Annotated in this window: 33 protein-coding genes; 25 read left to right on the top strand and 8 right to left on the bottom strand. The window is 68.3% G+C overall.

The window, feature by feature from the left end:
- Positions 1–11 precede the first annotated feature (11 nt).
- The 10 genes from rplB (at position 12) to A5695_RS18405 (ending at position 7,676) form a co-directional block, all read left to right on the top strand.
- Entirely contained in the window at positions 12–854 is an 843-nt protein-coding gene (gene rplB, locus A5695_RS18450) for a 50S ribosomal protein L2 (RefSeq protein ID WP_067739765.1), read from the top strand.
- Between the two features lie 74 nt (positions 855–928).
- A complete protein-coding gene (gene rpsS, locus A5695_RS18445) occupies positions 929–1,210 on the top strand; it encodes a 30S ribosomal protein S19 (RefSeq protein ID WP_010908582.1) in 282 nt (93 codons plus the stop codon).
- The gene (rplV, locus tag A5695_RS18440) at positions 1,207–1,743 is read left to right on the top strand and encodes a 50S ribosomal protein L22 (RefSeq protein WP_068085208.1); all 537 of its coding nucleotides are present in this window, start codon (positions 1,207–1,209) and stop codon (positions 1,741–1,743) included. The genes rpsS and rplV overlap by 4 nt, the downstream gene beginning before the upstream one ends.
- Positions 1,743–2,570, top strand: coding sequence for a 30S ribosomal protein S3 (gene rpsC, locus A5695_RS18435; RefSeq protein WP_068085205.1), 828 nt, complete (start codon positions 1,743–1,745; stop codon positions 2,568–2,570). The genes rplV and rpsC overlap by 1 nt, the downstream gene beginning before the upstream one ends.
- A 3-nt stretch (positions 2,571–2,573) precedes the next feature.
- Positions 2,574–2,990, top strand: coding sequence for a 50S ribosomal protein L16 (rplP, locus tag A5695_RS18430; RefSeq protein WP_007167840.1), 417 nt, complete (start codon positions 2,574–2,576; stop codon positions 2,988–2,990).
- Entirely contained in the window at positions 2,990–3,223 is a 234-nt protein-coding gene (gene rpmC, locus A5695_RS18425) for a 50S ribosomal protein L29 (RefSeq protein ID WP_067274850.1), read from the top strand. Before rplP ends, rpmC begins: the two co-directional genes overlap by 1 nt.
- On the top strand, positions 3,223–3,570 hold the full coding sequence (gene rpsQ / locus A5695_RS18420) for a 30S ribosomal protein S17 (protein WP_068085202.1): 348 nt from the start codon (positions 3,223–3,225) through the stop codon (positions 3,568–3,570). The genes rpmC and rpsQ overlap by 1 nt, the downstream gene beginning before the upstream one ends.
- A gap of 114 nt (positions 3,571–3,684) precedes the next feature.
- Complete coding sequence (locus tag A5695_RS18415) at positions 3,685–6,045, top strand: arylsulfatase (protein WP_068085279.1); 2,361 nt, start codon at positions 3,685–3,687, stop codon at positions 6,043–6,045.
- Entirely contained in the window at positions 6,020–6,703 is a 684-nt protein-coding gene (locus A5695_RS29770) for a hypothetical protein (RefSeq protein ID WP_231974893.1), read from the top strand. Before A5695_RS18415 ends, A5695_RS29770 begins: the two co-directional genes overlap by 26 nt.
- A gap of 43 nt (positions 6,704–6,746) precedes the next feature.
- The gene (locus tag A5695_RS18405) at positions 6,747–7,676 is read left to right on the top strand and encodes a DUF4436 domain-containing protein (RefSeq protein ID WP_068085198.1); all 930 of its coding nucleotides are present in this window, start codon (positions 6,747–6,749) and stop codon (positions 7,674–7,676) included.
- Positions 7,677–7,683: 7 nt separating this feature from the next.
- On the opposite strand, the gene pstS is transcribed toward A5695_RS18405, so the two are convergent.
- A complete protein-coding gene (gene pstS, locus A5695_RS18400) occupies positions 7,684–8,814 on the bottom strand; it encodes a phosphate ABC transporter substrate-binding protein PstS (RefSeq protein WP_068085276.1) in 1,131 nt (376 codons plus the stop codon).
- Between the two features lie 289 nt (positions 8,815–9,103).
- Between pstS and A5695_RS18395 the strand changes: the two genes are divergently transcribed.
- The 13 genes from A5695_RS18395 to rplO all read left to right on the top strand — a co-directional run bounded on the left by A5695_RS18395 (position 9,104) and on the right by rplO (position 16,406).
- The gene (locus A5695_RS18395) at positions 9,104–10,018 is read left to right on the top strand and encodes a formylglycine-generating enzyme family protein (RefSeq protein WP_068085194.1); all 915 of its coding nucleotides are present in this window, start codon (positions 9,104–9,106) and stop codon (positions 10,016–10,018) included.
- 216 nt (positions 10,019–10,234) lie between these two features.
- On the top strand, positions 10,235–11,113 hold the full coding sequence (locus A5695_RS18390; RefSeq protein WP_082946170.1) for a DUF4436 domain-containing protein: 879 nt from the start codon (positions 10,235–10,237) through the stop codon (positions 11,111–11,113).
- Between the two features lie 282 nt (positions 11,114–11,395).
- Positions 11,396–11,932, top strand: coding sequence for a DinB family protein (locus A5695_RS18385; RefSeq protein WP_068085190.1), 537 nt, complete (start codon positions 11,396–11,398; stop codon positions 11,930–11,932).
- Between the two features lie 200 nt (positions 11,933–12,132).
- Complete coding sequence (gene rplN, locus A5695_RS18380) at positions 12,133–12,501, top strand: 50S ribosomal protein L14 (protein ID WP_003403649.1); 369 nt, start codon at positions 12,133–12,135, stop codon at positions 12,499–12,501.
- Positions 12,502–12,819 (top strand): 50S ribosomal protein L24, encoded by a 318-nt coding sequence (rplX, locus tag A5695_RS18375; RefSeq protein WP_067273078.1) that lies wholly within the window; start codon positions 12,502–12,504, stop codon positions 12,817–12,819.
- Positions 12,820–12,821: 2 nt separating this feature from the next.
- Positions 12,822–13,385, top strand: a complete 564-nt coding sequence (rplE, locus tag A5695_RS18370; RefSeq protein ID WP_068085188.1) for a 50S ribosomal protein L5 — start codon at positions 12,822–12,824, stop codon at positions 13,383–13,385.
- A 4-nt stretch (positions 13,386–13,389) separates the two neighbouring features.
- Positions 13,390–13,575: a type Z 30S ribosomal protein S14 gene (locus A5695_RS18365; protein ID WP_003873499.1), complete on the top strand. Its 186-nt coding sequence runs from the start codon at positions 13,390–13,392 to the stop codon at positions 13,573–13,575.
- 137 nt (positions 13,576–13,712) lie between these two features.
- Positions 13,713–14,111 carry a 30S ribosomal protein S8 gene (gene rpsH / locus A5695_RS18360; protein ID WP_007167852.1) on the top strand — a complete coding sequence of 133 codons (399 nt, stop codon included), beginning with the start codon at positions 13,713–13,715 and terminating at the stop codon, positions 14,109–14,111.
- A gap of 10 nt (positions 14,112–14,121) precedes the next feature.
- Entirely contained in the window at positions 14,122–14,661 is a 540-nt protein-coding gene (rplF, locus tag A5695_RS18355) for a 50S ribosomal protein L6 (RefSeq protein WP_068085186.1), read from the top strand.
- A 41-nt stretch (positions 14,662–14,702) separates the two neighbouring features.
- Entirely contained in the window at positions 14,703–15,071 is a 369-nt protein-coding gene (gene rplR, locus A5695_RS18350; RefSeq protein WP_156749730.1) for a 50S ribosomal protein L18, read from the top strand.
- A gap of 38 nt (positions 15,072–15,109) precedes the next feature.
- Positions 15,110–15,790, top strand: a complete 681-nt coding sequence (rpsE, locus tag A5695_RS18345) for a 30S ribosomal protein S5 (protein WP_067273089.1) — start codon at positions 15,110–15,112, stop codon at positions 15,788–15,790.
- Complete coding sequence (gene rpmD / locus A5695_RS18340) at positions 15,787–15,969, top strand: 50S ribosomal protein L30 (protein WP_055401836.1); 183 nt, start codon at positions 15,787–15,789, stop codon at positions 15,967–15,969. The genes rpsE and rpmD overlap by 4 nt, the downstream gene beginning before the upstream one ends.
- Positions 15,966–16,406 (top strand): 50S ribosomal protein L15, encoded by a 441-nt coding sequence (gene rplO / locus A5695_RS18335; RefSeq protein WP_068085181.1) that lies wholly within the window; start codon positions 15,966–15,968, stop codon positions 16,404–16,406. Before rpmD ends, rplO begins: the two co-directional genes overlap by 4 nt.
- Here rplO and A5695_RS18330 read toward each other — a convergent pair whose 3' ends face one another.
- On the bottom strand, positions 16,407–17,333 hold the full coding sequence (locus A5695_RS18330) for an LLM class flavin-dependent oxidoreductase (RefSeq protein ID WP_068085273.1): 927 nt from the start codon (positions 17,331–17,333) through the stop codon (positions 16,407–16,409).
- 39 nt (positions 17,334–17,372) lie between these two features.
- Here A5695_RS18330 and sppA point away from each other — a divergent pair, with 39 nt between their 5' ends.
- Entirely contained in the window at positions 17,373–19,145 is a 1,773-nt protein-coding gene (gene sppA / locus A5695_RS18325; RefSeq protein WP_068085178.1) for a signal peptide peptidase SppA, read from the top strand.
- 3 nt (positions 19,146–19,148) lie between these two features.
- Here the strand turns inward: sppA and A5695_RS18320 are convergent, their stop codons facing one another.
- The 4 genes from A5695_RS18320 to A5695_RS18305 form a co-directional block, all read right to left on the bottom strand.
- Positions 19,149–20,063: a class I SAM-dependent methyltransferase gene (locus tag A5695_RS18320; protein WP_068085175.1), complete on the bottom strand. Its 915-nt coding sequence runs from the start codon at positions 20,061–20,063 to the stop codon at positions 19,149–19,151.
- 22 nt (positions 20,064–20,085) lie between these two features.
- The gene (locus tag A5695_RS18315) at positions 20,086–20,997 is read right to left on the bottom strand and encodes a class I SAM-dependent methyltransferase (RefSeq protein ID WP_068085173.1); all 912 of its coding nucleotides are present in this window, start codon (positions 20,995–20,997) and stop codon (positions 20,086–20,088) included.
- Complete coding sequence (locus A5695_RS18310; protein ID WP_068085170.1) at positions 20,994–21,935, bottom strand: class I SAM-dependent methyltransferase; 942 nt, start codon at positions 21,933–21,935, stop codon at positions 20,994–20,996. The genes A5695_RS18315 and A5695_RS18310 overlap by 4 nt, the downstream gene beginning before the upstream one ends.
- Before the next feature lie 166 nt (positions 21,936–22,101).
- A complete protein-coding gene (locus tag A5695_RS18305) occupies positions 22,102–22,740 on the bottom strand; it encodes a class I SAM-dependent methyltransferase (RefSeq protein WP_082946163.1) in 639 nt (212 codons plus the stop codon).
- A gap of 74 nt (positions 22,741–22,814) precedes the next feature.
- Between A5695_RS18305 and A5695_RS18300 the strand changes: the two genes are divergently transcribed.
- A complete protein-coding gene (locus A5695_RS18300; RefSeq protein ID WP_068085164.1) occupies positions 22,815–23,669 on the top strand; it encodes an AraC family transcriptional regulator in 855 nt (284 codons plus the stop codon).
- Positions 23,670–24,021: 352 nt separating this feature from the next.
- Here A5695_RS18300 and A5695_RS18290 read toward each other — a convergent pair whose 3' ends face one another.
- Both A5695_RS18290 and A5695_RS18285 read right to left on the bottom strand, forming a co-directional pair.
- Positions 24,022–24,675 (bottom strand): L-fuculose-phosphate aldolase, encoded by a 654-nt coding sequence (locus A5695_RS18290; RefSeq protein WP_068085158.1) that lies wholly within the window; start codon positions 24,673–24,675, stop codon positions 24,022–24,024.
- Entirely contained in the window at positions 24,672–25,652 is a 981-nt protein-coding gene (locus tag A5695_RS18285; RefSeq protein WP_068085269.1) for an NAD(P)-dependent oxidoreductase, read from the bottom strand. Before A5695_RS18285 ends, A5695_RS18290 begins: the two co-directional genes overlap by 4 nt.
- Between the last annotated feature and the right edge of the window lie 26 nt (positions 25,653–25,678).

Genomic DNA, 25,678 nt, shown 5'->3' with positions numbered 1-25,678 from the left:
CCTGATTAGACATGGCAATTCGTAAGTACAAGCCGACGAGCCCGGGCCGCCGCGGCTCCAGCGTGTCCGACTTCGCCGAGGTCACCCGGTCGGAGCCGGAGAAGTCGCTGGTGCGCCCGCTGCACGGCCACGGTGGCCGTAACGCGCACGGCCGCATCACCACCCGCCACAAGGGCGGCGGCCACAAGCGCGCCTACCGGGTGATCGACTTCCGTCGCAACGACAAGGACGGGGTCAACGCCAAGGTCGCGCACATCGAGTACGACCCCAACCGCACCGCCAACATCGCGCTGCTGCACTTCCTGGACGGCGAGAAGCGTTACATCATCGCGCCGCAGGGCCTTTCGCAGGGCGACGTGGTGGAGTCGGGCGCGAACGCCGACATCAAGCCGGGCAACAACCTGCCGCTGCGCAACATCCCGGCCGGTACCGTGATCCACGCCGTGGAGCTGCGGCCGGGCGGTGGCGCCAAGCTGGCGCGGTCCGCCGGCTCGAGCATCCAGCTACTCGGCAAGGAGGGCACCTACGCGTCGCTGCGGATGCCCAGCGGTGAGATCCGTCGCGTCGACGTGCGCTGCCGCGCCACGGTCGGCGAGGTGGGCAACGCCGAGCAGGCGAACATCAACTGGGGCAAGGCCGGTCGGATGCGGTGGAAGGGCAAGCGCCCCTCGGTCCGTGGTGTGGTGATGAACCCGGTGGACCACCCGCACGGTGGTGGTGAGGGTAAGACCTCCGGTGGCCGGCACCCGGTGAGCCCCTGGGGCAAGCCGGAGGGCCGCACCCGCCACCCGAACAAGGCCAGCAACAAACTCATCGTCCGGCGCCGGCGCACCGGCAAGAAGCACGGTCGCTAGCGCGTGATGACGATGCAGAGCGCGCAGCGCGATGAGAAGGAATCGCGCCGACGACTGAAGTCGAGGAGTAACACATGCCACGCAGCCTGAAGAAGGGCCCGTTCGTCGACGACCACCTGCTCAAGAAGGTGGACGTTCAGAACGAGAAGAACACCAAGCAGGTCATCAAGACCTGGTCCCGGCGTTCGACGATCATCCCGGATTTCATCGGCCACACCTTCGCCGTCCACGACGGGCGCAAGCACGTCCCGGTGTTCGTCACCGAGGCGATGGTCGGTCACAAGCTTGGTGAGTTCGCGCCGACGCGCACCTTCAAGGGACACATCAAGGACGACCGGAAGGCCAAAAGGCGATGACCTCAACTGAATTCCCGTCGGCGGTCGCCAAGGCGCGGTTCGTGCGGGTCTCACCGACGAAGGCGCGCCGGGTGATCGACCTGGTGCGTGGACGGTCGGTGTCCGACGCGCTCGACATCCTGCGCTGGGCGCCCCAGGCCGCCAGCGAGCCGGTGGCCAAGGTGATCGCCAGCGCCGCCGCCAACGCGCAGAACAACAACGGGCTGGACCCGGCGACCCTGGTGGTCGCGACGGTCTACGCCGACGAGGGCCCGACCGCCAAGCGCATCCGCCCGCGCGCCCAGGGCCGCGCGTTCCGGATCCGCAAGCGCACCAGCCACATCACCGTCGTGGTGGAGAGCCGGCCGGCCAAGGACCAGCGTTCGGCGAAGTCGACGAGGGCACGCCGCGCCGAGGCCAGCAAGGCCGCCGCGAAGGCGCCCGCCGACAAGGCCGCGGCGAAGAAGGCACCCGCCAAGAAAGCCGCGGCGAAGTCCGCTCCGGCGAAGAAAACTACGTCTGAGACTTCTGAGGCGAAGGGAGGCTCAGACTAGTGGGCCAGAAGATCAATCCGCATGGCTTCCGGCTGGGCATCACCACGGACTGGAAGTCCCGCTGGTACGCCGACAAGCAGTACGCCGACTACGTCAAGGAAGACGTCGCCATCCGGCGGCTGCTGTCGACCGGCCTGGAGCGCGCCGGCATCGCCGACGTGGAGATCGAGCGCACCCGCGACCGGGTGCGGGTCGACATTCACACCGCGCGCCCCGGCATCGTGATCGGCCGTCGCGGCACCGAGGCCGACCGCATCCGTGCGGACCTGGAGAAGCTGACCAAGAAGCAAGTTCAGCTCAACATCCTCGAGGTCAGAAACCCCGAGTCGCAGGCCCAGCTGGTGGCGCAGGGCGTCGCCGAACAGCTGAGCAACCGGGTCGCGTTCCGCCGTGCCATGCGTAAGGCCATCCAGTCGGCGATGCGCCAGCCCAACGTCAAGGGCATCCGGGTGCAGTGCTCGGGTCGTCTCGGCGGTGCGGAGATGAGCCGTTCGGAGTTCTACCGCGAGGGCCGGGTGCCGCTGCACACGCTGCGCGCCGACATCGACTACGGCCTGTACGAGGCCAAGACCACCTTCGGCCGGATCGGTGTGAAGGTGTGGATCTACAAGGGCGACATCGTCGGCGGCAAGCGCGAATTGGCCGTGGCAGCCCCGGCGGGCGGCGACCGCCCGCGCCGCGAGCGTCCGTCGGGTACCCGTCCCCGGCGCAGCGGTGCATCGGGCACCACGGCGACCAGCACCGAGGCCGGTCGCGCCGCCGCGGGTGCCGAGGAGCAGGCGGCGGCGGCCGAGGCCGCGCCCGCTGCAGAACCGCAGGAGAGCTGAATCATGTTGATTCCCCGCAGGGTCAAACACCGCAAGCAGCACCATCCCCGCCAGCGCGGCATCGCCAGCGGCGGCACGGCGGTGAACTTCGGTGACTACGGCATCCAGGCGCTCGAGCACGCCTACGTCACCAACCGGCAGATCGAGTCCGCCCGTATCGCCATCAACCGCCACATCAAGCGTGGCGGCAAGGTGTGGATCAACGTGTTCCCGGACCGCCCGCTGACCAAGAAGCCCGCCGAAACCCGGATGGGTTCGGGTAAGGGCTCCCCGGAATGGTGGGTGGTCAACGTCAAGCCGGGCCGCGTGCTGTTCGAGCTGAGCTACCCCAACGAGCAGGTGGCCCGGGCAGCCCTCACCCGTGCAATCCACAAGTTGCCGATCAAGGCACGCATCGTGACTCGAGAGGATCAGTTCTGATGGCAGTGGGAATTTCGCCAGGCGAACTGCGTGAGCTCACCGACGAGGAGCTGACCGAGCGTCTCCGCGAATCCAAGGAGGAGCTGTTCAACCTCCGCTTCCAGATGGCGACCGGGCAGCTGTCGAACAACCGCCGGCTCCGCACGGTGCGTCAGGAGATCGCGCGCGTCTACACCGTGCTGCGCGAACGAGAACTGGGCCTGGCTTCCGGGCCCGACGGTAAGGAATCGTGATGGCAGAAGCGAAGAACGCGCCCGCAAAAGCGGCCGCCCCGAAGGACGCCGGCTCGAAAGAGAAGGGCGCCAAGCACACTCCGGCCAACCCCAAGGTGCGGGGCCGGCGCAAGGTGCGCATCGGTTACGTGGTGAGTGACAAGATGCAGAAGACCATCGTCGTCGAACTCGAGGACCGCGTGCGTCACCCGCTGTACGGCAAGATCATCCGTACCACCAAGAAGGTGAAGGCGCACGACGAGAACAGCACCGCGGGCATCGGCGACCGCGTCTCGCTGATGGAGACGCGCCCGACGTCGGCCACCAAACGGTGGCGGCTCGTGGAAATCCTGGAGAAGGCCAAGTAACGGCGCAGCGGCATCGAAACGCCCCGGTCCCTGTGGTCCCGGGCGTTTTGCTGTGCGGGGGTGGTGGTCGGCGAAAAGCGATCGGAATTCACGCGGCCGCGTTACTCTCGGCGCATGTCGACTGACTCCCGCGCCTTCGAGGGCAAGATCGAGCTGGATATTCGGGATTCCGAGCCGGACTGGGGGCCCTATGCGGCACCGTCGGCTCCCGAGGGTGCGCCGAACATCTTGTATCTGGTGTGGGATGACACCGGTATCGCGACGTGGGATTGTTTCGGCGGCCTGGTCGAGATGCCGGCGATGACCCGTATCGCCGAGCGGGGTGTGCGGTTGTCGCAGTTCCACACCACCGCGCTGTGCTCGCCGACGCGGGCGTCGTTGTTGACCGGCCGCAACGCCACCACGGTCGGCATGGCCACCATCGAGGAGTTCACCGATGGGTTTCCCAACTGCAATGGCCGCATTCCGTTCGACACCGCGCTGCTCTCCGAGGTGCTCGCCGAGCGTGGCTACAACACGTACTGCGTCGGCAAGTGGCACCTGACCCCGCTCGAGGAGTCCAATCTGGCGTCGACGAAACGGCATTGGCCGACCTCGCGCGGCTTCGAGCGGTTCTACGGGTTCATGGGCGGCGAGACCGACCAGTGGTATCCCGACCTGGTGTATGACAACCATCCGGTCAACCCGCCGGGTACCCCGGAGGACGGTTATCATCTCTCGAAGGACCTCGCCGACAAGACCATCGAGTTCATCCGCGATGCCAAGGTGATCGCGCCGGACAAGCCGTGGTTTTCCTACGTGTGCCCGGGCGCCGGGCACGCACCGCACCACGTCTTCAAAGAGTGGGCGGACCGCTACGCCGGCCGCTTCGACATGGGCTACGAGCGCTATCGCGAGATCGTGCTGGAGAACCAGAAGTCGATGGGGATCGTGCCGCCGGACACCGAGCTGTCGCCGGTCAACCCGTACGCGGACGTGACGGGGCCAAAAGGGGAGCCGTGGCCGCTGCAGGACACGGTGCGGCCGTGGGACTCGCTGAACCCCGATGAGCAGAGGCTGTTCGCCCGGATGGCCGAGGTGTTCGCCGGCTTCCTGAGCTACACCGACGCCCAAATCGGCCGGATTCTGGACTATTTGGAGGAATCCGGTCAGCTCGACAACACCATCATCGTGGTGATCTCCGACAACGGCGCCAGCGGGGAGGGCGGGCCGAACGGCTCGGTGAACGAGGGCAAGTTCTTCAACGGTTACATCGACACCGTCGAAGAGAGCATGAAGCTGTTCGACCACTTGGGCGGGCCGGAGACCTACAACCATTACCCGATCGGCTGGGCGATGGCCTTCAACACCCCGTACAAGCTGTACAAGCGGTACGCCTCGCACGAGGGCGGCATCGCCGACACGGCCATCATCTCCTGGCCCAATGGTGTTGCCGCACACGGGGAGATCCGCGACAACTACGTCAACGTCTGCGATGTCACGCCCACGGTCTACGATTTGCTGGGCATGACGCCGCCCGAAACCGTCCGGGGGATCACGCAAAAGCCGTTGGACGGGGTCAGTTTCAAAGCGGCCCTGGCCGATTCGGCCGCCGACACCGGCAAGCGGACGCAGTTCTACTCCATGCTCGGCACCCGCGGCATCTGGCATCAGGGTTGGTTCGCCAACACCGTCCACGCGGCAACGCCGGCCGGGTGGTCGCATTTCGACGCCGACCGCTGGGAGCTGTTCCACATCGAGGCCGACCGCAGCCAGTGCCACGACCTGGCCGCCGAGCACCCGGACAAACTGGAAGAACTCAAGGCGCTTTGGTTTGCCGAGGCCGCCAAGTACAACGGGCTGCCGCTCTCGGACCTCAACATCATCGAGACGATGACGCGGCCCCGGCCGTACCTCGGCGGCAACCGGACCAGCTACGTCTACTATCCCGACTGCGCCGACGTGAGCATCGGGGCCGCCGCCGAAATCCAGGGTAGGTCGTTCTCGCTGCTGGCCGAGGTGACGGTCGATACCACCGGAGCGGAGGGGGTGCTGTTCAAGCAGGGTGGCGCGCACGGCGGGCACGTGTTGTTCATTCAGGACGGGCGCCTGCATTACGTCTACAACTTCCTGGGCGAGCGCCAGCAGGTGGTTTCCTCGGCGAGCGCGGTGCCGCTGGGCAAACACCTGCTGGGGGTGAGCTATTCGCGGACCGGCACCGTCGCCAACAGCCACACCCCGCTCGGCGACGTCACGTTGTTCATCGACGACGAAGTGGTCGGCACGCTCGCGGATGTGCAGACCCATCCCGGAACGTTCGGGCTCGCGGGTGCGGGGATCACCGTCGGGCGCAACGGGGGGTCGGGGGTGTCCACCCGCTACAAGGCCCCGTTCTCGTTCACTGGCGGCAGCATCGCGCAGGTCACCGTCGACCTGTCCGGCCGGCCCTACGTGGATGTGGAAGCCGACATTGCGCTTGCCTTTTCGCGCGACTGACGTCCCGGCGCTGTGCCTGCTGGCGGTCGTCGCGGTGGGCTGCGAGAAGACCACCGCCGGCACGGCCATGGGCGGGAGCTCACCGCCGACCGTTGCCACCGCTTCGACGACGCGAGTGCCCGACCCGGCCGAACCGGTCCCTGGCGTCGAAACCACGCTGCCCGACCACATTCCGCCTAATGCGCTGATGTGCTTCCCGCCACCCGCCAGTGGCTCCATGACCAAGGCGTCGGTCGCGGATCCGACGGCGCCGGTGCTCACGGTCCCGCTGCCGGATGGCTGGCCGTCGACCCCGGGCACCGGCGATGTCGCGTTGACGGCGTCCGGCCCCGATGGCATGGCGGTGCGGGTCAGCATCGTCCCCACCGACCTCGAACCAGGCGGGGCTTTCCTGCGCTACGCCACCGACTTGCGAACCGCCAATCCGGGAGTCAAAGTCGCCGTCACCGCCGCCCAATTCTGCGGTTACAGCAGCCAGTTGCTCAGCGGCACCGGTGGCGGCGCGGGCGCAAACGACTTCGCCGACCGCATCACCCACGTTTGGACGAACACCCAGAAGTATTTGGTTGCCGTCCATCTGGAGGGGCCCGGCAAAGCCCGGGGATTCGAAGCGGCCAAATCCACAGCAATGCAGCAATTCGCCGTCACTATTCCCTGAAACTTGCCGTTTCCCCTGCTAGCATCTGGCCCGTGATGCCTCAATGACCGCCGGGACTCCGGCGCCGCCCGCACCGCCAGCGCCGACCGGTACCCGGGGCCGGCAAATCGCGATCGCCTTCGGGATCGTCGTCGCCGTCATCGTCATCTACGTGCTGTCCCTGATCGCCGTGCACCTGCTGGCCAAATCGGCGCCCCCGCTGCCCCCGGTGGATTTCAGCAAGCTCGAGGCCGATGACAGCGTCGTGCAGGTGCACCTCGAGAAGCTGGATACCGTTGCGAACCGGCTGACGGTGAATGTGCTTGTGTACCCGAAGGATTCGCTCTACGACAAGAACTTCGGCGTGCTGACCACCGACGCGGCGGTGCGGCTGTATCCGGAGAACGACCTGGGTGACTTGCAATACCCGGTAGGGAAGGCGCCCGGGCAGGTCAGCACCGCGCTGGTGGCCCACGGCGATCCCGGTAACTGGCCGTTCGACTCCTACAAGACGGAAGTCATCGCGGCCGACGTGTTCACCGGCACCGGCCAAAACCGCGAAAAGATGCCCGCCCGTGTGGAAGTCACCGGAAAGCTGGACGGCTGGGACGCCACGGTGACCCGCGTCCACGACCCCGACGACGCCAACCCGGACGTCCAGGACAACGTGATCATCACGTTGGAAAGGTCCAAGGGCCCGCTGATCTTCGACGTCGGCATCTGCCTGGTCCTGATCGCCCTGCCGGTGCTGGCGCTGTGGGTGGCCATTCCGATGGCGTTGGGCCGGACGACGTTCTTGCCGCCGTTGGGAACGTGGTTCGCGGCGCTGCTCTTCGCCGTCGTCCCGCTGCGGAACTTCCTCCCCGGTTCCCCGCCGCCCGGTTCGTGGATCGACCAGGCCGTCGTGCTGTGGGTGTTGATCGGGTTGGTAACCGCGATGTCCCTGTTTATCATCGCCTGGTGGCGATCACGCGAGCGGAAGAAGCCGAATTAGGCTGCAGTCACTCGGTATTGGGTGCCTCCACGGAGCTGATCGCGTCGACGGCGCTGGAGACCCGGGATTGGAAGTCGGGCGACAGCGGGATGTAGCCGCTCCTCGCCAGGTCGACCTGCCCGGGCCCGATCGCCGCCTGTAGGAACGCCTTGACCGCCTTCGCCGCGTCCAGGGTGCGGTACTTGGAGCAGACGATCTCGTAGGTGGCCAGCACGATCGGATAGACGTCGGGCTGGGCGGGGTTGTAGAACGACGAGATGTCGAGCACCAGGTCGTTGCCGGTGCCGATGATCTTGGCGCCGGTGATGGTCTTGCCGACCGTGTCGGTACCGATGCGCACCGGCCGCAACGACCTGCGGCTCGCCGGGGTTTTGATCTCGGCGGCGTAAAGCCCTTGCTGCAGCGCGAAGGACAACTCGTTGTAACTGATCGCGCCCTCGGTGGATTTCACCAGCGCCGCGGTGCCGTTGTTGCCCTGGGCGCCGGTGCCGACGCCGCCGTTGAAGGCCTTGCCCGTGCCCTTGGTCCAGGCCCCGCCGGAGCCCGCCTGCAAGTAGGACTGGAAGTTGTCGGTGGTTCCGGAGGCGTCGCTGCGGTAGATGACGCGGATGTCTTCGGCCGGCATGGACGCGTTGAGCGCGGTGAGGGCCGGGTCATCCCAGCGGGTGATGGTGCCGTCGAAGATCTTGGCGATCGTCGACGCGTCGAGTACCAACGAGTCGACCGAGCCCAGGTTGTAGGTGATCGCCAGCGGGCCGAACACGACGGGCAGGTTCCAGGCGTCGGCGCCACCGCAGCGCTGTTTGGCCGCCGCGTACTGGTCTCCCGACAATGGCGTGTCCGATCCGCCGAAATCCGTTTTGCCGGAGAGGAAGTCGCTGATCCCTGCGCCCGAACCGTTGGCGGTGTAGTTGAGGGTCTGCCCGGCGCACACCTTGCCATAGGCCGCGACGAACTTCGTCATGGCGTTGGCCTGTGCGGTCGAACCGCTGGCCGTCAGGGTCTGCTTGCCGCCGCAATCCACCTTGGCGCCCGCGGCGTAGGCCAACATCGGGTGGGGGTCGGCGCTGCATGCCGAAACCGCCACTGCCGCCGCGGCGAGCAGGCTGATGGCGGTCGCCGGTGGGTTGCGTTTCACGGTGGCTGGCTCCTGGAGGCTCCGGATTGTCACCCGAGCGGGCGACGATGCATCTGACGCCCGGCGGCTACGGCGAGCACTGGGGCACTTGCCCCGTTTCGACACACGTCGAGACATACCGCGATCCCGCCCGCCAAGCAAACAAACATCAGGTGAAGGGCTGCCCCGGCCAGCGCCTGGATCGACCAGGCGCTGGTGATCTGGGTGTTGCTCGCGCTGGTCGGGCGATGGGGTTGTACATGCTCACGTGGTACCGCCATTCCGACTGAGGTGCTCGTACCCTGAACGGGTGCTAACCGAGCTGGTCGACCTACCCGGCGGATCGTTCCGCATGGGCTCGACCAGCTTCTACCCTGAAGAGGCGCCGATCCACACGGTGACCGTTGCCGCCTTTGCGGTGGAGCGGCACCCCGTGACTAACGCGCAGTTTGCCGAATTCGTCTCGGCCACAGGCTATGTGACGGTCGCTGAGCAGCCGATCGACCCGGCGCTGTATCCCGGCGCCAACCCGGCGGACCTGCGCCCCGGTGCCATGGTTTTCCGGCCCACGCCGGGCCCGGTAGACCTGCGCGACTGGCGGCAATGGTGGGAATGGGTGCCGGGTGCGGATTGGCGGCATCCGTTCGGCCCGGACAGCGACATCGCCGACCGGGCCGATCACCCGGTGGTGCAGGTGGCCTACCCCGACGCGGCCGCCTACGCGCGTTGGGCGGGCCGGCGGCTGCCGACCGAGGCCGAGTGGGAATACGCCGCCCGCGGCGGGAGCGCCGGCACGTACGCGTGGGGGGAGGAGCCCAACCCCACCGGTGGGCTGATGGCCAACACCTGGCAGGGCCGGTTCCCCTATCGCAACGACGGCGCCCTCGGCTGGGTGGGCACGTCGCCGGTCGGCACCTTTGCGCCCAACGGCTTCGGTCTGCTCGACATGATCGGCAACGTCTGGGAATGGACCGCGACGGAGTTCTCCGCGCACCACCGGATCGACGGGCCGCCCAAGGCATGTTGCTCCCCGACGGGCCCGGCGAATCCGGCCGTCAGCCAGACGCTGAAGGGCGGTTCCCACCTGTGCGCGCCGGAATACTGCCACCGGTACCGTCCGGCCGCCCGATCGCCGCAGTCACAGGACACCGCCACCACCCACATCGGGTTCCGTTGCGTCGCGCAGCAAACGGACTCCGTTCCCGGCGGCGCCGCCCGACGCTGAGGCGACGGGCGGGTTACCGCCGCATGCACGGCGTGTGACGGGGCGTTCGTCGGCGCGCACGGCCCGCGTGAGTTCGCTAGCATCTGACCACGTGTGGCCCTCGACCGGCCCCGGATCGCCAGGGGGTTGCCAATGACCGCCGAGGCCCCCGCGGCGCCGGCCCCGCCGCCCCCGTCGGATGCACCGACGCTTTCCGCGCCGCCCGGTGGCAAACACATGGCGAAGCGGCCGCGTATCGTGATCGGCGTCGCCATCCTGGCCGTTGTCGTCACGGCCTACATGCTGTCGCTGTTCGGCGTCCACTGGCTCGAACGATCGGAGGGGCCGCTCCCGCCACTCGACCTGAGCCAGGGTGGCGGCGATGCGACCATCGTGCAGCTTCAGGTCGAGGAGCTGAAGCCGGTCGCCAAGCGCCTCGGCGTGAATGTCCTCGTCTACCCGGGCATTTCGACCTACGACAACCGGTTCGACGTGCTGGGGACCGACGTCGCGGTGCGGCTGTACCCGACGAGCGACCTCGGTGACCTGCACTACCCGAAGGGCAAGGCGCCGGCGCAGCTCAACACCACCGTCGTGGCGCACGGCGACCCGGGCAACTGGCCGTTCGATTCCTATAAGACCGAGCCCATCTCGGCCGACGCCTTCGTCGGGTCCGGCGACAACCTGAAGAAGGTGCCCGCGCGGGTCGAGGTCACCGGGGAGCTGGATGGCTGGGACATCAGCGTCAACCGCGTCCACGATCCCGGTGCGCTGCCGACGCAGCGCGGCACCGACAACGGGAACGTGGTGATCACGCTCAAGCGGGCCAAGGGCCCGCTGATCTTCGACTTGGGCATCTGCCTGGTCCTGATCAGCCTGCCCACCCTGGCGCTGTTGGTCGCCATCCCGATGGCGCTGGGGCGTAGGAAGTTCCTGCCGCCCTTCGCCACCTGGTATGCCGCCAACCTGTTCGCGATCGTCCCGCTGCGCAACATCCTTCCCGGCGCGCCGCCACCCGGTTCGTGGATCGACCAGGCGATCGTGCAGTGGGTGTTGATCGCGCTCGTGACGGCGATGAGTCTGTACATCTTCGCCTGGGTCCGGCAAGGGGACTAGCGGCGCGACACCCGTGGAGGGCCTCTCTTCACGCAGGGCGTTCAGTGCGCTGAGGGCGTCGGGTATGGGCATGTGGCGTCGGCTGTGCGCATGCGGCGTCGGGCGTGCGCTGACGGCGTCGGGCGTGCTCAGGTGGCGGGATTTAGGCGATTTTTCCGCCGTGGAGGCACACGCAACGCCGTGGAGGCACACGCAACGCCGTGGAGGCACACGCAACGCCGTGAAGGCACACCCAACCCCGTTCCCAGTGGGTGCACCGTTCTCTAGGTGGAAGATTGCTCCATGTCCCCGTCGCTGCCCCCGCTGGCCGGCGAGGACCATGTCTGCGCCGCCTGCGGGGTGAGCTATTCGGAGACTCGGCTCGACCACGCGATCGGCGTGATCGCCGGGCTGCCGGACGCCGCCCGGGAGGCCGTGTCCGCGATCCCGCCGGAGTCGCGACGGGTCCGGCCCGGCCCCGACGTGTGGTCGGTCGCCGAATATCTCTGCCACCTGCGCGACGTCTATGTCAGCTTCACCATCCGCCTGCACCGCGTCCGCACCGAAGAACGGCCCGCCTGGGAGCCGATGCTCAACGATCTGCGGGCCCGCCGCTTCCGCTACAACGATTGCGATATCGACGCCACGCTCGCCGAGCTGGCGGCGGCGGCGGCGGGCTTCCGCGACGAGGCCGCGCGCACCGAAGATCGCGGCTGGGACCGCACGGGAACGCGGTTGCCGGGTGAGCAGCGCACCGCCCGCTGGCTCGTGCGCCAGGCCATGCACGAGGGCGTGCACCATCTCGGTGATATCCGAAGAATCGGGGAAACCGCCCGTTGACCTCGCGCAGATGCCCCGTGGGCCGCGAATTTGGCTCTGAGCTGGTCGTCCCCTAGACTCTAGGGGTTGCCTTGGGCAGACCTCGGCCGGTGCGAATCGGCCCCGCGTGCCCTTCGGTGACAAAGACCGCGCATGTCAGGTTTTTTGGTGGGCTTTGGCCTGCGTCCTGGCGTGCACACGCAACCAGGTCAGGAGATCGAGTGATTCAGCAGGAATCGCGGCTGAAGGTCGCCGACAACACCGGCGCCAAGGAGATCTTGTGCATCCGGGTGCTCGGTGGTTCGTCGCGACGCTACGCCGGCATCGGTGACGTCATCGTCGCCACCGTCAAGGACGCCATCCCAGGCGGCAACGTCAAGCGCGGGGATGTCGTCAAGGCCGTCGTGGTGCGCACGGTCAAGGAGCGCCGCCGCCCGGACGGCAGCTACATCAAGTTCGACGAGAATGCCGCGGTGATCATCAAGCCGGACAACGACCCGCGCGGCACGCGCATTTTCGGGCCCGTCGGCCGCGAGCTGCGTGAGAAGCGGTTCATGAAGATCATCTCGCTCGCCCCGGAGGTGTTGTAAATGAAGGTCCGCAAAGGCGACACCGTCCTGGTCATCGCCGGCAAGGACAAGGGTGCCAAGGGCAAGGTGCTGCAGGCCTACCCGGAACGCAACCGGGTGCTGGTCGAGGGCGTCAACCGAATCAAGAAGCACACCGCGATCTCGAGCAACCAGCGCGGAGCCCAGTCGGGCGGAATCGTCACCCAGGAAGCCCCGATCCACGTCTCGAACGTGATGGTCGTCGACTCGGACGGCAAGCCCGCCCGCGTCGGCTACCGGGTCGACGAGGAGACCGGCAAGCGGGTCCGCATCTCCAAGCGCAACGGCAAGGACATCTAGTTATGACGACAACTGAGAAGGCGCAGCCGCGCCTGAAGGAGCGCTACCGCAACGAGATTCGTGATTCGTTGCAGCAGCAGTTCGGTTACGGGAACGTCATGCAGATCCCGACCGTCACCAAGGTCGTCGTCAACATGGGTGTCGGCGACGCGGCACGGGACGCGAAGCTGATCAACGGCGCGGTCAACGACCTCGCGCTGATCACCGGGCAACGGCCGGAGATCCGCAGGGCGCGCAAGTCCATCGCGCAGTTCAAGCTGCGCGAGGGCATGCCGATCGGCGCCCGGGTCACCCTGCGCGGCGACCGGATGTGGGAATTCCTCGACCGGCTCACCTCGATCGCGCTGCCGCGTATCCGCGACTTCCGCGGCCTGTCGCCCAAGCAGTTCGACGGCGTCGGCAATTACACGTTCGGCCTGGCCGAGCAGTCGGTGTTCCACGAGATCGACGTGGACAAGATCGACCGGGTCCGCGGCATGGACATCAACGTCGTCACCTCGGCGACGACCGACGACGAAGGACGAGCGCTGTTGCGGGCCCTCGGCTTTCCCTTCAAGGAGAACTGAGTAGATGGCGAAGAAGGCACTGGTCAACAAGGCCGCACGCAAGCCGAAGTTCGCGGTGCGCGGCTACACGCGCTGCAACAAGTGCGGCCGCCCGCGCGCGGTGTTCCGCAAATTCGGCCTGTGCAGGATCTGCCTGCGCGAGATGGCGCACGCGGGCGAGCTGCCCGGCGTGCAGAAGAGCAGCTGGTAAGAGCCAGGACCCCAAGACCAACCCAGAACAGGTGCGCGACAGGCCCGAACCGGGAACCACCGCGAGGAAGGTACCAACGCTGTCATGACCGCGATGACGACGATGCAGAGCGTAGCGATGAAGAGGAGCAGCGCTCGATGACTATGACGGATCCGATCGCAGACTTCTTGACACGTCTGCGCAACGCCAATTCGGCGTACCACGACGAGGTGACGTTGCCGCACTCCAAGATCAAGGCCAACATCGCCCAGATCCTCAAGAGCGAGGGTTACATCAGCGATTACCGGACCGAAGACGCTCGGGTGGGCAAGTCGCTGATCGTTCAGCTCAAGTACGGACCCAGCCGGGAGCGGAGCATCGCCGGACTTCGGCGAGTGTCCAAGCCCGGTCTGCGGGTGTACGCGAAATCCACCAACCTGCCGCGCGTGCTCGGCGGCCTGGGCGTGGCGATCATCTCGACCTCCTCGGGCCTGCTGACGGATCGCCAGGCAGCCAGACAGGGCGTGGGCGGCGAAGTCCTCGCGTACGTGTGGTGAGGGAGTAGACATGTCGCGCATTGGTAAGCAGCCGGTTCCGGTTCCCGCCGGAGTCGACGTAACGATCGACGGTCAGCACGTCTCGGTGAAGGGGCCCAAGGGCAGCCTGAATCTGACGGTGGCCGAACCGATCAAGGTGGACCGCAACGAGGACGGCGCGATCGTGGTCGCCCGCCCCAACGACGAGCGGCGCAACCGCTCGCTGCACGGCCTGTCGCGCACGCTGGTGTCCAACCTGGTCACCGGCGTGACCGAGGGCTACACCACCAAGATGGAGATCTTCGGGGTCGGTTACCGCGTGCAGCTCAAGGGCGCCAACCTCGAGTTCGCGCTGGGTTACAGCCATCCCGTGGTGATCGAGGCGCCCGAGGGCATCACCTTCGCGGTCCAGTCCCCGACGAAGTTCTCGATCTCCGGCATCGACAAGCAGAAGGTCGGCCAGATCTCGGCGAACATCCGCCGCCTGCGCCGTCCCGACCCTTACAAGGGCAAGGGCGTGCGCTACGAGGGTGAGCAGATCCGCCGCAAGGTCGGAAAGACAGGTAAGTAGTCATGGCGCAAAAACAAGCTGACACCGCGGCGCGAAAGCCGGTGGGGCAGAGCGTGTCCGCAACTCGCCGGGTCTCTCGGCTGCGTAGGCACGCCCGACTGCGCAAGAAGATCGTGGGCACCCCGGAGCGTCCGCGGCTCGTCATCAACCGGTCCGCGCGACACATTCACGTGCAACTGGTCAACGACGAGAACGGCACCACCGTGGCCGCCGCGTCGTCGATCGAGGACGACGTGCGCGGACTGCAGGGCGACAAAAAGGCCCGCAGCGTGCGGGTGGGGCAATTGATCGCCGAGCGCGCCAAGGCCGCCGGCGTCGGCTCCGTGGTCTTCGACCGCGGCGGGTACACCTACGGCGGACGGATCGCGGCGCTGGCCGATGCCGCGCGCGAGAACGGATTGAGTTTCTAGATGATCAAGAGCCTGAACAAGACCGGAAGGACCGCATAATGGCGGAACAGTCAGCCGGCGGCCCCGAGGCCCGCGGCGACAACCGCGACTCGCGCGGCGACAACCGCGACAGCCGCGGTCGGCGCGACGGCGGCGGCCGCGGTGGCCGCGACCGCGACGGCGACAAGAGCAACTACCTGGAGCGGGTCGTCGCCATCAACCGTGTCTCCAAGGTGGTCAAGGGTGGTAGGCGCTTCAGCTTCACCGCGTTGGTCATCGTCGGAGACGGCAACGGCATGGTCGGCGTCGGCTACGGCAAGGCCAAGGAAGTACCGGCCGCCATCGCCAAGGGCGTGGAAGAGGCGCGCAAGGGCTTCTTCCGCGTGCCGCTGATCGGCGGCACCATCACGCACCCGGTGCAGGGTGAGGCGGCCGCGGGTGTGGTGCTGCTGCGCCCGGCCAGCCCCGGTACCGGTGTCATCGCCGGCGGCGCGGCGCGTGCGGTGCTGGAATGCGCTGGGGTGCGCGACATCCTGGCCAAGTCATTGGGCAGCGACAACGCGATCAACGTGGTGCACGCCACCGTCACCGCGCTCAAGCTGCTGCAGCGTCCCGAGGAGGTAGCCGCGCGCCGCGGACTGCCCATCGAGGACGTCGCCCCGGCCGGAATGCTGCGGGCACGACGTGAAAGTGAAGCGCTGGCCGCCAGTGCCGCGCGCGAGGGAACGGCACCGCAATGAGCCAGTTGAAGATCACCCAGGTGCGCAGCACAATTGGGGCCCGCTGGAAGCAGCGGGAGAGCCTGCGCACCCTGGGTTTGCGGCGGATCCGCCACTCAGTGATCCGTGAGGACAACCCCCAGACCCGCGGCCTCATCGCGGTGGTCAATCACCTCGTTGAGGTGGAGGAGGCCAAATGACCATCAAGCTGCACGACCTGAAGCCGGCCCCCGGGTCAAAGACGGCCCGCACCCGCGTCGGTCGCGGTGAGGGGTCGAAGGGCAAGACCGCCGGCCGCGGCACCAAGGGCACCAAGGCCCGCAAGAACGTGCCGGCCACCTTCGAGGGCGGGCAGATGCCGCTTCACATGCGGCTGCCCAAGCTCAAGGGATTCCGCAACCGGTTCCGCACCGAGTACGAGATCGTCAACGTCGGCGACATCAATCGGCTGTTCCCGCAGGGCGGTTCGGTCGGCGTGGACGAGCTGGTGGCCAAGGGTGCCGTCCGCAAGAACACGTTGGTCAAGGTCCTCGGCGACGGCAAGCTGAGCGTCAAGGTCGAGGTCTCCGCGCACAAGTTCAGCGGCAGCGCGCGCGACAAGATCACCGCCGCGGGCGGCTCGGTCACCGAGCTCTGATCAACCCAACCGCGGAATGACCTCCGCGGCAAGGCGTTCCATTTGCTCGCGGTTCTCGCCGACGTCGACGCCGACCGGGTTGAGCAACAGGTACTCGGCGCCGGCGTCGATCACCTCACGCAGCCCGCGCGCGACGTCGTCGGGCGTGCCCGACACCGGCACATCCTCGACGCCGGGCATCTTGCCGTAGATCCGCCGCAGCCCCGCGAGCACACGGTCGCGGGCGCGTGCCGCGTCGTCGTCGACCGTGAGGTAGACGCGCTTGCCGATGGTGAAGTGCGCCGGATCCTTGTGCTGTTCGCGGAGTTCTCGGCGCACCACGGCGACGGCCCCGGTGAACGCCTCGGTGGTCGACGAGCCGGCGCCCAAGAACGAGTCGCCGTGGCGCACCGCCCTGGCCAGCGCCTTGGGCGCCAGGCCGCCGAACCAGATGGGCGGGTGCGGCCGCTGCACCGGTTTCGGCGCGATCGGCACGTCATCGACGTCGCGGAACCGGCCGTGGAACGTCACCCGCGGCTCGTCGGACCAGGCGGCCTTCATCAGCTTCAGGCCCTCGGTGAAATACGAGATGTAGGTGTCCTTTTCGACACCGAACGCCGCGAACCTGCGAAACCCCCCGCCGGTCCCGACGCCGACGTCCAGCCGGCCGTGGCTGAGCCGATCGACCGCCGTGACGGATGACGCCAGTTGCAGCGGATCGTGCAGCGAGGTCACCAGGACGGCCACCCCCAGGCGAAGGTGTTCGGTGCAGGCCGCGCAGTAGGCCAGCAGCTCCAGCGGCGCCAGCAGCGGTGCGTTCCCGATGATCTGCTCCAGAACCCAGCCGCCCTCGAACCCGAGCTCCTCCGCCCGGCGCAGGTAGTCACGCACCCCGACGTCGTCGAACCGGTCGTAGTCGAACTGAGGGATGGCGATGGCGAACCTCACCCCACCACCGTACGGGTGCGGTGTCGGTACGCTGCAAACATGCTCGCCTTCCTGCCCTCGCTTCCCGGGGTCGACGACGTCGGCGCGCTGGCCGGGCGCGTCGACACCGCCCGCCACCACGGCGTCCCCAACGGCTGCGTGCTCGAACTCGACCTGCGGTCCGCGCCGCCCGAGGCGACAGGGTTCGACCCGCTGGCGATCTTCACCGGCGGCAGGCCGATGGCGCTGCGCGACGCGATCGCCGCCATCCATCGCGCGGCTGAGGACCCGCGGGTCGCCGGGCTGATCGCCCGCGTGAACCTGGCCGCGTCGCCGCCGGCGGCCGTGCAGGAGCTGCGCGAGGCCATCACCGCCTTCACCGCCGCCAAGCCGTCACTGGCCTGGGCCGAGACCTACCCGGGCACACTGTCCTACTACCTGGCCTCGGCGTTCGGTGAGGTGTGGATGCAGCCGTCGGGAAGCGTCGGACTGATCGGCTTCGCCAGCAACGCCACGTTCCTGCGCAACGCGTTCGACAAGGCGGGCATCGAACCCCAATTCGTCGCGCGCGGCCAATACAAGTCGGCGGCAAACCGTTTCACCGAGCACGGCTTCACGACGGCGCACCGCGAGGCCGTCACCCGGATGATGGAAAGCCTGCAGGAGCAGGCATGGCGGGCGATCGCCGAATCGCGCACGCTCGACCCCGGCGCCCTCGACGCGCTGGCCGACCGGGCCCCGCTGTTGCGTGACGACGCCGTAACCGCCGGCCTGCTCGACCGGATCGGATTCCGCGACGAGGCCTACGCGCGCATCGCGGAATTGGTTGGCGTGGAGGACGTTTCGGATGATACCACCCCGCCGCGACTGTTCCTGGCCCGCTACGCGGGGGCGACCCGCTCCCGGCTGGCCCCGCCCAAGCCGCCGGTTCCCGGTCGCCGGCCCCGGCCGACCCTGGCCGTCGTCATGCTCGACGGCATGATCGTCGACGGCCGCGGCGGGCCCCAGTTGCTGCCGTTGGGCACCGCGACCGCGGGCGGCGACACCATCGCGGCGGCGCTCCGGGAGGCCGCTGCCGACGATTCGGTGTCCGCGATCGTGTTGCGGGTGAACAGTCCCGGCGGCACCATCACCGCGTCGGAGAGCATCTGGCGCGAGGTGACCCAGGCCCGCAAGCGCGGCAAGCCGGTGGTCGCTTCGATGGGCGCGGTCGCCGCGTCCGGCGGCTATTACGTCTCGATGGGGGCCGACGCGATCGTCGCCAACCCGGCGACGGTCACCGGCTCGATCGGGGTCATCACCGGCAAGCTGGTGATCCGCGACCTGTTGGACCGGCTGGGCGTCGGGTCGGACACGGTGCGCACGAACGCCAATGCCGACGCCTGGTCGATCGACGCGCCGTTCACGCCCGAACAGCAGGCGCATCGAGAGGCCGAGGCGGACCTGTTCTACGCGGACTTCGTGCAGCGGGTCGCCGAGGCGCGCAACCTGACCGCCGAAGCCGTCGATCGCGTTGCACAAGGCCGAATCTGGACCGGCGCCGACGCCCTGCAGCGGGGCTTGGTCGACGAACTCGGCGGCTTCCGCACCGCGGTACGCCGGGCCAAGATCCTGGCCGGCCTGGACGCGGACACCGACGTCCGCGTGGTGAGCTATCCGAGTTCTTCGCTGCTGGACATGGTGCGACCACGGGCCTCGTCCCAACCGGCCGCCGCGTCGTTGCCCGACGCGCTGGCCGCGCTGCTCGGCCGCACGGTCACCGGCATCGTGGACAACGTCGAACAGGCGCTCAGCGGCGCCAGCGTGCTGTGGCCGGGGCCGTCGCGGTTCTAAGAGCTAACCGGTGAGCCCGCCGCTGATGAAGATGATCTCGCCGAGCGGGTCGTCGTTCTGCGGGGGCGGCACTTCGATGCCCTGGCGGCGGAAGAGTTCGGTCCGGGTGGTGCCTTCGACATCCCACCGCTTGGACCGCAGGTAGTCCAGGACGTGGTTGCGTTCGCCGGCGTAGACCAGCGACGCCATGTCGATGTCCACGCCGTGATCGCGGAAGGAACCGGACATTTCCCGCACCCTGTCGGCATCGAAATCGATGATGCCGGGCACGAATTCGGTGGCGATGGTGCTGCCCGGTGCGCTGAGCTCGGTGATGTTGTCGAACAACCGGTCCTGGGCTTCGGGCGGCAGGTAGATCAGCAGGCCCTCGGCCAGCCACGCGGTCGGTGCCGTCGGATCGAATCCGGACGCCTTCAGGGCGGCCGGCCAGTCGGCGCGCAGGTCGATCGGCACGGTGCGCCGCGCGGCGGTCGGCTCGGCGCCGATGCCGGCCAGCGTGTCCGTCTTGAATTCGATGACGCGGGGCTGGTCGATCTCGTAGACCACCGTGCCGGCGGGCCACGGCAGCCGGTAGGCGCGCGCGTCCAAGCCCGATGCGAGGATGACCACTTGCCGGACTCCCGCGGTGGTCGCGTTGACGAAGTAGTCGTCGAAATACTTGGTGCGCACGGCCATTCCTTCGACCATCGCCTGCATGCGCACCTGCGACGCGTTCTCGATCGCGTCGAAGTCGAGCTCACCGTCGATCATCTTGGTGAAGAAATCGACACCCACCGCGCGCACCAGCGGTTCGGCGAACGGGTCGTGGATCAGGCCGCGGGGATCCTTCGTGGCCATGGCGCGGCCGGCGGCCACCATGGTCGCGGTCGCGCCCACACTGGACGCCAGATCCCACTCGTCGTCGTGAGCGCGTGACATAGCCGCAACCCTAGCCAACCCGCTACGCGAGCGTCGCGGCGACGTAGCTCAGCTCGCCGAAGGTGGCCGCCATCTCGTCCTCGGGGAACTCGAACCCGTTCTGCGCGTACAGGTCACGCACCGGGTGGGTCGCCACCTGCCAGCCGTGGGTGGTGAGGTAGTCGACGACGACATTGCGCTCGCCCCGGTAGAACAGATCGGCCGCGTTGAGGTCGAAACCGAACCGCTGCCATCGTTCGCTGATCCGCTGCAACCGCTCCTCGGAGAACACGTTGGGGTCGGGCACGTGTTCGGTGGCGAGCCGGCTGCCCGGCGCGCTGAGCGCGGTGATGTTGTCGAATAACCGGTCCTGGGCTTCGGGTGGCAGGTAGGGGAGCAGCCCCTCGGCGCTCCACGCGGCCGGTTTTGTCACGTCGAATCCGCCGTCGCGCAACGCCGCCGGCCAGTCGTCACGCAGGTCGATGGCGATCGCGCGGCGCTCTGCGGTCGGGGCGGCGTTGAGGCCGGCCAGCGTGTCGGTCTTGAACGCGATGACCTGCGGCTGGTCGATCTCGTAGACGACGGTGCCCGCCGGCCAGCGCAACCGGTAGGCGCGGGTGTCCAGGCCGGACGCCAGGATGACCGCTTGTCGCACACCATCTTTGGTGGCGCCGGTGAAAAAGTCGTCGAAGAACCGGGTGCGAACCGTCATCTGCTCGGCCCGCGCCTTGCGGTTGAACAACGCGTCGTCCTCGAAGTCGTCGACCTGCCCGTCGACGATGCGGATGAAGGGCTGAAGTCCGACGGCGCGGACCAGCGGCTCGGCCAGCGGATCGTCGAGCAGCGCGTTGGGCCCCTGCGAGGCCACGGCGCGCGATGCCGCCACCATCGTGGCCGTGGCGCCCACGCCGGACGCGGGCCCCCAGCTGTCGCCTTCGCTGCGTCCCTCGCTCATCGCGTGCCGCTCACGTAGAGCATCTCGCCCATGCGGATGTCGTCGTCCTCGAGCGGGGGAAGACCGTTGGCCGCGAACAGCTCCCGGATGCTGACCTTGTGCAACCGCCACCCGTGGTCGGCGAGGTACGGCGCCGCCTCGTTGCGGTCCCCGAAGTAGACCAGGCCCGCCATGTCCAGGTCGAAACCGTGCTCGCGCCAGCGTTCCGAGATGTGCTGCATGCGCTCCCGCATCTTGTCCTCGTCCCCGGGCTCGGGGTTGGGTGCGCTCTCGACGGCCAGGCGGCTGCCGGGGGCGCTGAGGTCGGTGATGGTGTCCAGCAGGCGGTCCTGCGCGTCGGGCGGCAGGTAGCCGAGCAGGCCCTCGGCGCTCCATGCGGCCGGCTGGGCCGGGTCGAATCCGGCGGCCCGCAACGCGGCGGGCCAGTCGTCGCGCAGGTCGACGGCCACCACGCGGCGGTCGGCGGTGGGCGCGGCGCCCAGCTCGGCCAGGGTGCGCGACTTGAAGTCGATCACCTGCGGCTGGTCGACCTCGTAGACGACGGTCCCGGCCGGCCAGTCCAGCCGGTAGGCGCGGGCGTCCAGCCCCGAGGCGAGGATCACGGCCTGCTTGATGCCCGCCCGCGTCGCGTCGAGGAAGAACTCGTCGAAGAACTTGGTGCGCACCGCCATGTTGTCCGCCATCCGGGACATCGCGCCGGCGGACCCGGTCGTGCCGTCGTGTACGTCGTTCAGCTCGTCCGGATTCACCTCGCCGGCTGCCAGCCGAGTGAGCAGGTCCACGCCGACGGCCCGGACCAGCGGCTCGGCGAACTGGTCGTTGATCAGCGGACGGTCGGCGCGGGTCGCCACGGCGCGGGCGGCGGCGACCATCGTCGCGGTCACCCCGACGCTGGACGCCAGGTCCCACGTGTCGCCCTCGTATCTGGTGGTGGTCATGTCTGCCCCTATTCAGAAGTGCTCAAGCTAATAGTTAGCTCATTTAACAAGCTTCCTTCACTGTACGCGCCCCGCGGTTCGCGGCAACCCTGGCTGCTGCTCAGGCACTCCTCGCGATCGCCTCCCAGGCCGACGGCGGCGCCGTGAAGGTCGCGTTCGACCAGCGCTAGGCGGGCCGGGTGGCGCGGTAGTAGTTCAATCGCCCGAGCACCCGGTGCCGTGTCGAGGCGACCTCGGTGCAGTCGAAGCCGGCCGCCGTCAGCAACCGAGGAATCGCGTCCCCGAGATTTCCCGCCGCGTGCGGATTGCTCCGGATGAGCCGCGCCAGCACGCCATGGTCGGCGGTCGGGTCGCCGCCGATGTCGACCAGGTGCAGGCTTCCTCCGGGACGCAGCACCCGGAAGATCTCCGTCGCCGCAGCGGTTTTCGCCCCGCCCTCGACATGGTGGAGCATCATCGACGACAGCACCCGGTCGAATTCGCCGTCGGCGTAGGGCAACCGCTCGGCGTAGGCCTGTTTGAAACGGACGTCGTTCGCCTTCCGTCGTGCCCGGTCGAGCGCCCTCGGATCGGGGTCGCATCCGACCGCTTCCAGGTGGGGATAGCCGCGTTTGACCCGGACGATGAGATTGCCGGTGCCGCAACCGATTTCCAGGACGCGGTGGCAGTCGGCCAGTCCCGCCTGGGCGATGAGGGCCTGGTGGACGCGTTTGATGCCCAGCAGCCGTGAGATCACGTCATAGCAGGGCAGCAGCGCGTCGTGTCCGGCGGCGGGCAAGTAGTCATGTGGATGATGTTTCGTCATACCGTCCATGGTGAATCCGCTGTTTCCCGAAGTATTGGGTGATCCTCGGGGAAAATAGGACTATTTTTGGCGACATGACGCAGCCGGCTCGGATGGTTCGGTGGCGCGCGGGCGTGCCGATCTACCAATACCGCACCGCCCCCGACACCCCGCCGGTGTCGGTGGTCTGGTCGGCTCGTGAGGATTTCGTCGACCGAGGTCGCCACATTCACGACTTCCCGGCGCTTTGGTATCTGCCCGCCAAGGGATTGGTCTACGTGGCGGCCGCGGGACGGGTGCTCGACCCCGGGCGGCTGGAGCTTCGCGACGCCGGCGTGGCGGTGTTCTTCGACCCCGCCGCGCTCGGCGAGGACGCGCGATCGCCGTGGCCGGCCTGGCGGGCACACCCTCTGCTTTTCCCGTTCCTGCACGGCCAGGCAGGTGGGATCCTGCGCCTGGACCTGCCCGCGGCCCGCCGCTCGGTGTGGGACGCCGCGATCCGTTCGATCGAAACCGAACTGCAGGCGCGGCAGGACGGTTACCGGCAGGCGGCGCTGGCCCACCTGACCCTGTTGTTGATCGACCTCGCGCGCCTGGCCGGTCCGGTAGCGGCCGAGCTCCGGCGCAGCGGCGAACCACTGCTGGCCGAGGTGTTCGACGTGATCGACCGGCGACACGCCGAGCAGTTGTCGCTGCGCGACGTCGCGGCCGAACTGGGCATCACCCCGGGGCATCTGACCACCGTGGTGCGCCGCCGCACCGGGCGCACAGTGGGGGAGTGGATCACCGAACGCCGCATGGCCGAGGCGCGGACGCTGCTGGCCGAAACCGACCTGCCGATCGCCGAGATCGCCGGGCGGGTGGGGATTGCCGACGCGGGCTATTTCAGCAGGCTCTTCGGCCGGGTCCACGGCGTCACGCCACGCGAGTGGCGCGGTCGGGCGGCCTGAACCCTCAGCGCCTGTCGGCGAACACGAGCTGGTCGCCACGCTGCTGGGCGGCTTCCTCCTCGCTGCGCGGCGTCCGGGTGGCCGCGGGGTGGTGGGGGGGCGAAGTGGCGGTAGTCGGCGGCCGCGACGACGGGCGTTGGGAAAGGTGGGCAGAACCCGTCGACCTCGATGACCCAACTCTGGATCGCGATGTGCCACTGATCGGTGGACGGGTCGAAGAAGTCCGGCACCAGCAGGTCGGCGTTGTCCCGCCAGCCGGACGGCGGCGTCTGCGCGAAAAGTCTTGTCGCCAGGTCGAATCGCAGTTCGAGGACGCGCGTCACGCTCGCACGGCCGAACCGGACCGGTCGCATCAGGCGTTCGCGCGCAGGTAGCCGTAGACGGCGGCGAAGTTGTGGTTCACGTCCTCGGGAATGGGCACTGGGCCACCGAGCGCCCTTGCACCCCAGACGATTTGGGCCGTCCGCTCCACCAGCGCGGTGATGTGCAGCACCTTCTCCGGTCGTGGCCCCACGGCCACCAGGCCGTGGTTGGCGATCAACGCGGCGCCTCGGCCATCGAGCGCCTTGACCGCGTTGGCGCCGACCTCGGGGGTGCCCGACGCGGCGTAGTCGGCGCAGCGGACGTCCCCGCCGCAATACACGGCGAACTCGTCGATGCAGGCCGGAATCGCTTGGTGTGCAATGGCGAACATGGTCGCCCACACCGGGTGGCTGTGAATGACGCTGCCGATGTCGTCGAACGCGCGGTAGCAGGCCAGGTGCAGCGCCAGCTCCGACGACGGTGAGCGGCCGTCCGCGGCCTGCAGCACGGAGCCGTCCGGGTCGATCAGCACCAGGTCGTCGAGTTGCATGTCGCGGTAGTCGACCGACGACGGCGTGATCACGATGTTGCCGTCGCAACGCCGGGCGGAGATGTTGCCCGCGGTTCCCTCCACCAGGCCCCGGCGCAGCATGTCCTTGGCCGCCTCCAGCACCGCCGTTTCGGGGTTGTCTACGGATTTCATGGGCCGAGCACCTCCGGATTGACGATGTGGGCGGGCGTCACGCCGGCCAGCAGAGCTTGCAGGTCGTCGGCCACCATCTGCGCCTGCCGGGCCTCAGTGTTCCACGTGGCGCCGCCGATGTGGGGCGTCAGCACGACGTTGGGCATGCCCACCAGTGGATGGTCGGTGGGCAGCCATTCGCCAACGAAATGGTCCAGGCCGGCGGCGGCCACCTTGCCGCCGCGCAGCGCGTCGACGAGCGCGTCGGTGTCGTGCAGCTGCGCGCGGGCGGTGTTGAGGAAGACCACGCCGTCGCGCATGGCGGCGAACTGCGGCGCCCCGATCATCCCGACCGTGTTGTCGGTGACGGGCGCGTGCAGCGAGACGATGTCGGCCTCGGCGAGCAGGTCGTCCAGGCCATACCGGGCGTCGTCGTTGTACGGGTCGTGGGCGATGACTCGCAGGCCCAGCCCGGACAGCCGCCACGCGGTGGCGCGGCCGACGGCGCCAAGGCCCACCAGCCCGGCGGTCCGCCCGGCGATCTCCCAGCCGCGGAACCGCTGATAGGGAATGCTGCCGTCACGAAAGATGTTGCCGCTGCGGACATCCGAGTCCGCCGGCAGCAGCGCCCGGGTGACGGCCAGCAGCAGCGCCACCGTCATCTCGGCGACGGCGTCGGCGTTGCGGCCCGGGGTGTTGAGCACCGGGATGCCGGCGGCGGTGGCGCCGGCGATGTCGACGTTGTTGGGATCGCCGCGGGTGGAGGCGATCGCCCGCAGGCCCGATTCGAAGACCGGCCCGCCCACCGAGTCGCTTTCCACCACAACGACATCGGCGGCCTCGGCGGTGATGCGCTCGGCCAGTTGTTCGGGGCTGTAGATCCGCAGCGGGCTCTGTTCGATCCAGGGGTCGTAGACGACGTCGGCCAGTTCGCGCAGCTTGGCGAATCCCGGGCCGCGCAGCGGGGCGGTCACCAGGGCGCACGGTCTTGACGTCACGAACCCCAATGCTGGCGTACGGTGAC

It is taken from the genome of Mycobacterium sp. E1747, from assembly GCF_001667775.1.
In the GTDB taxonomy this organism is placed as follows: domain Bacteria; phylum Actinomycetota; class Actinomycetes; order Mycobacteriales; family Mycobacteriaceae; genus Mycobacterium.
Note: the sequence above shows the minus strand (reverse complement) of the source record. Positions and strands in the feature narration are given on the sequence as shown.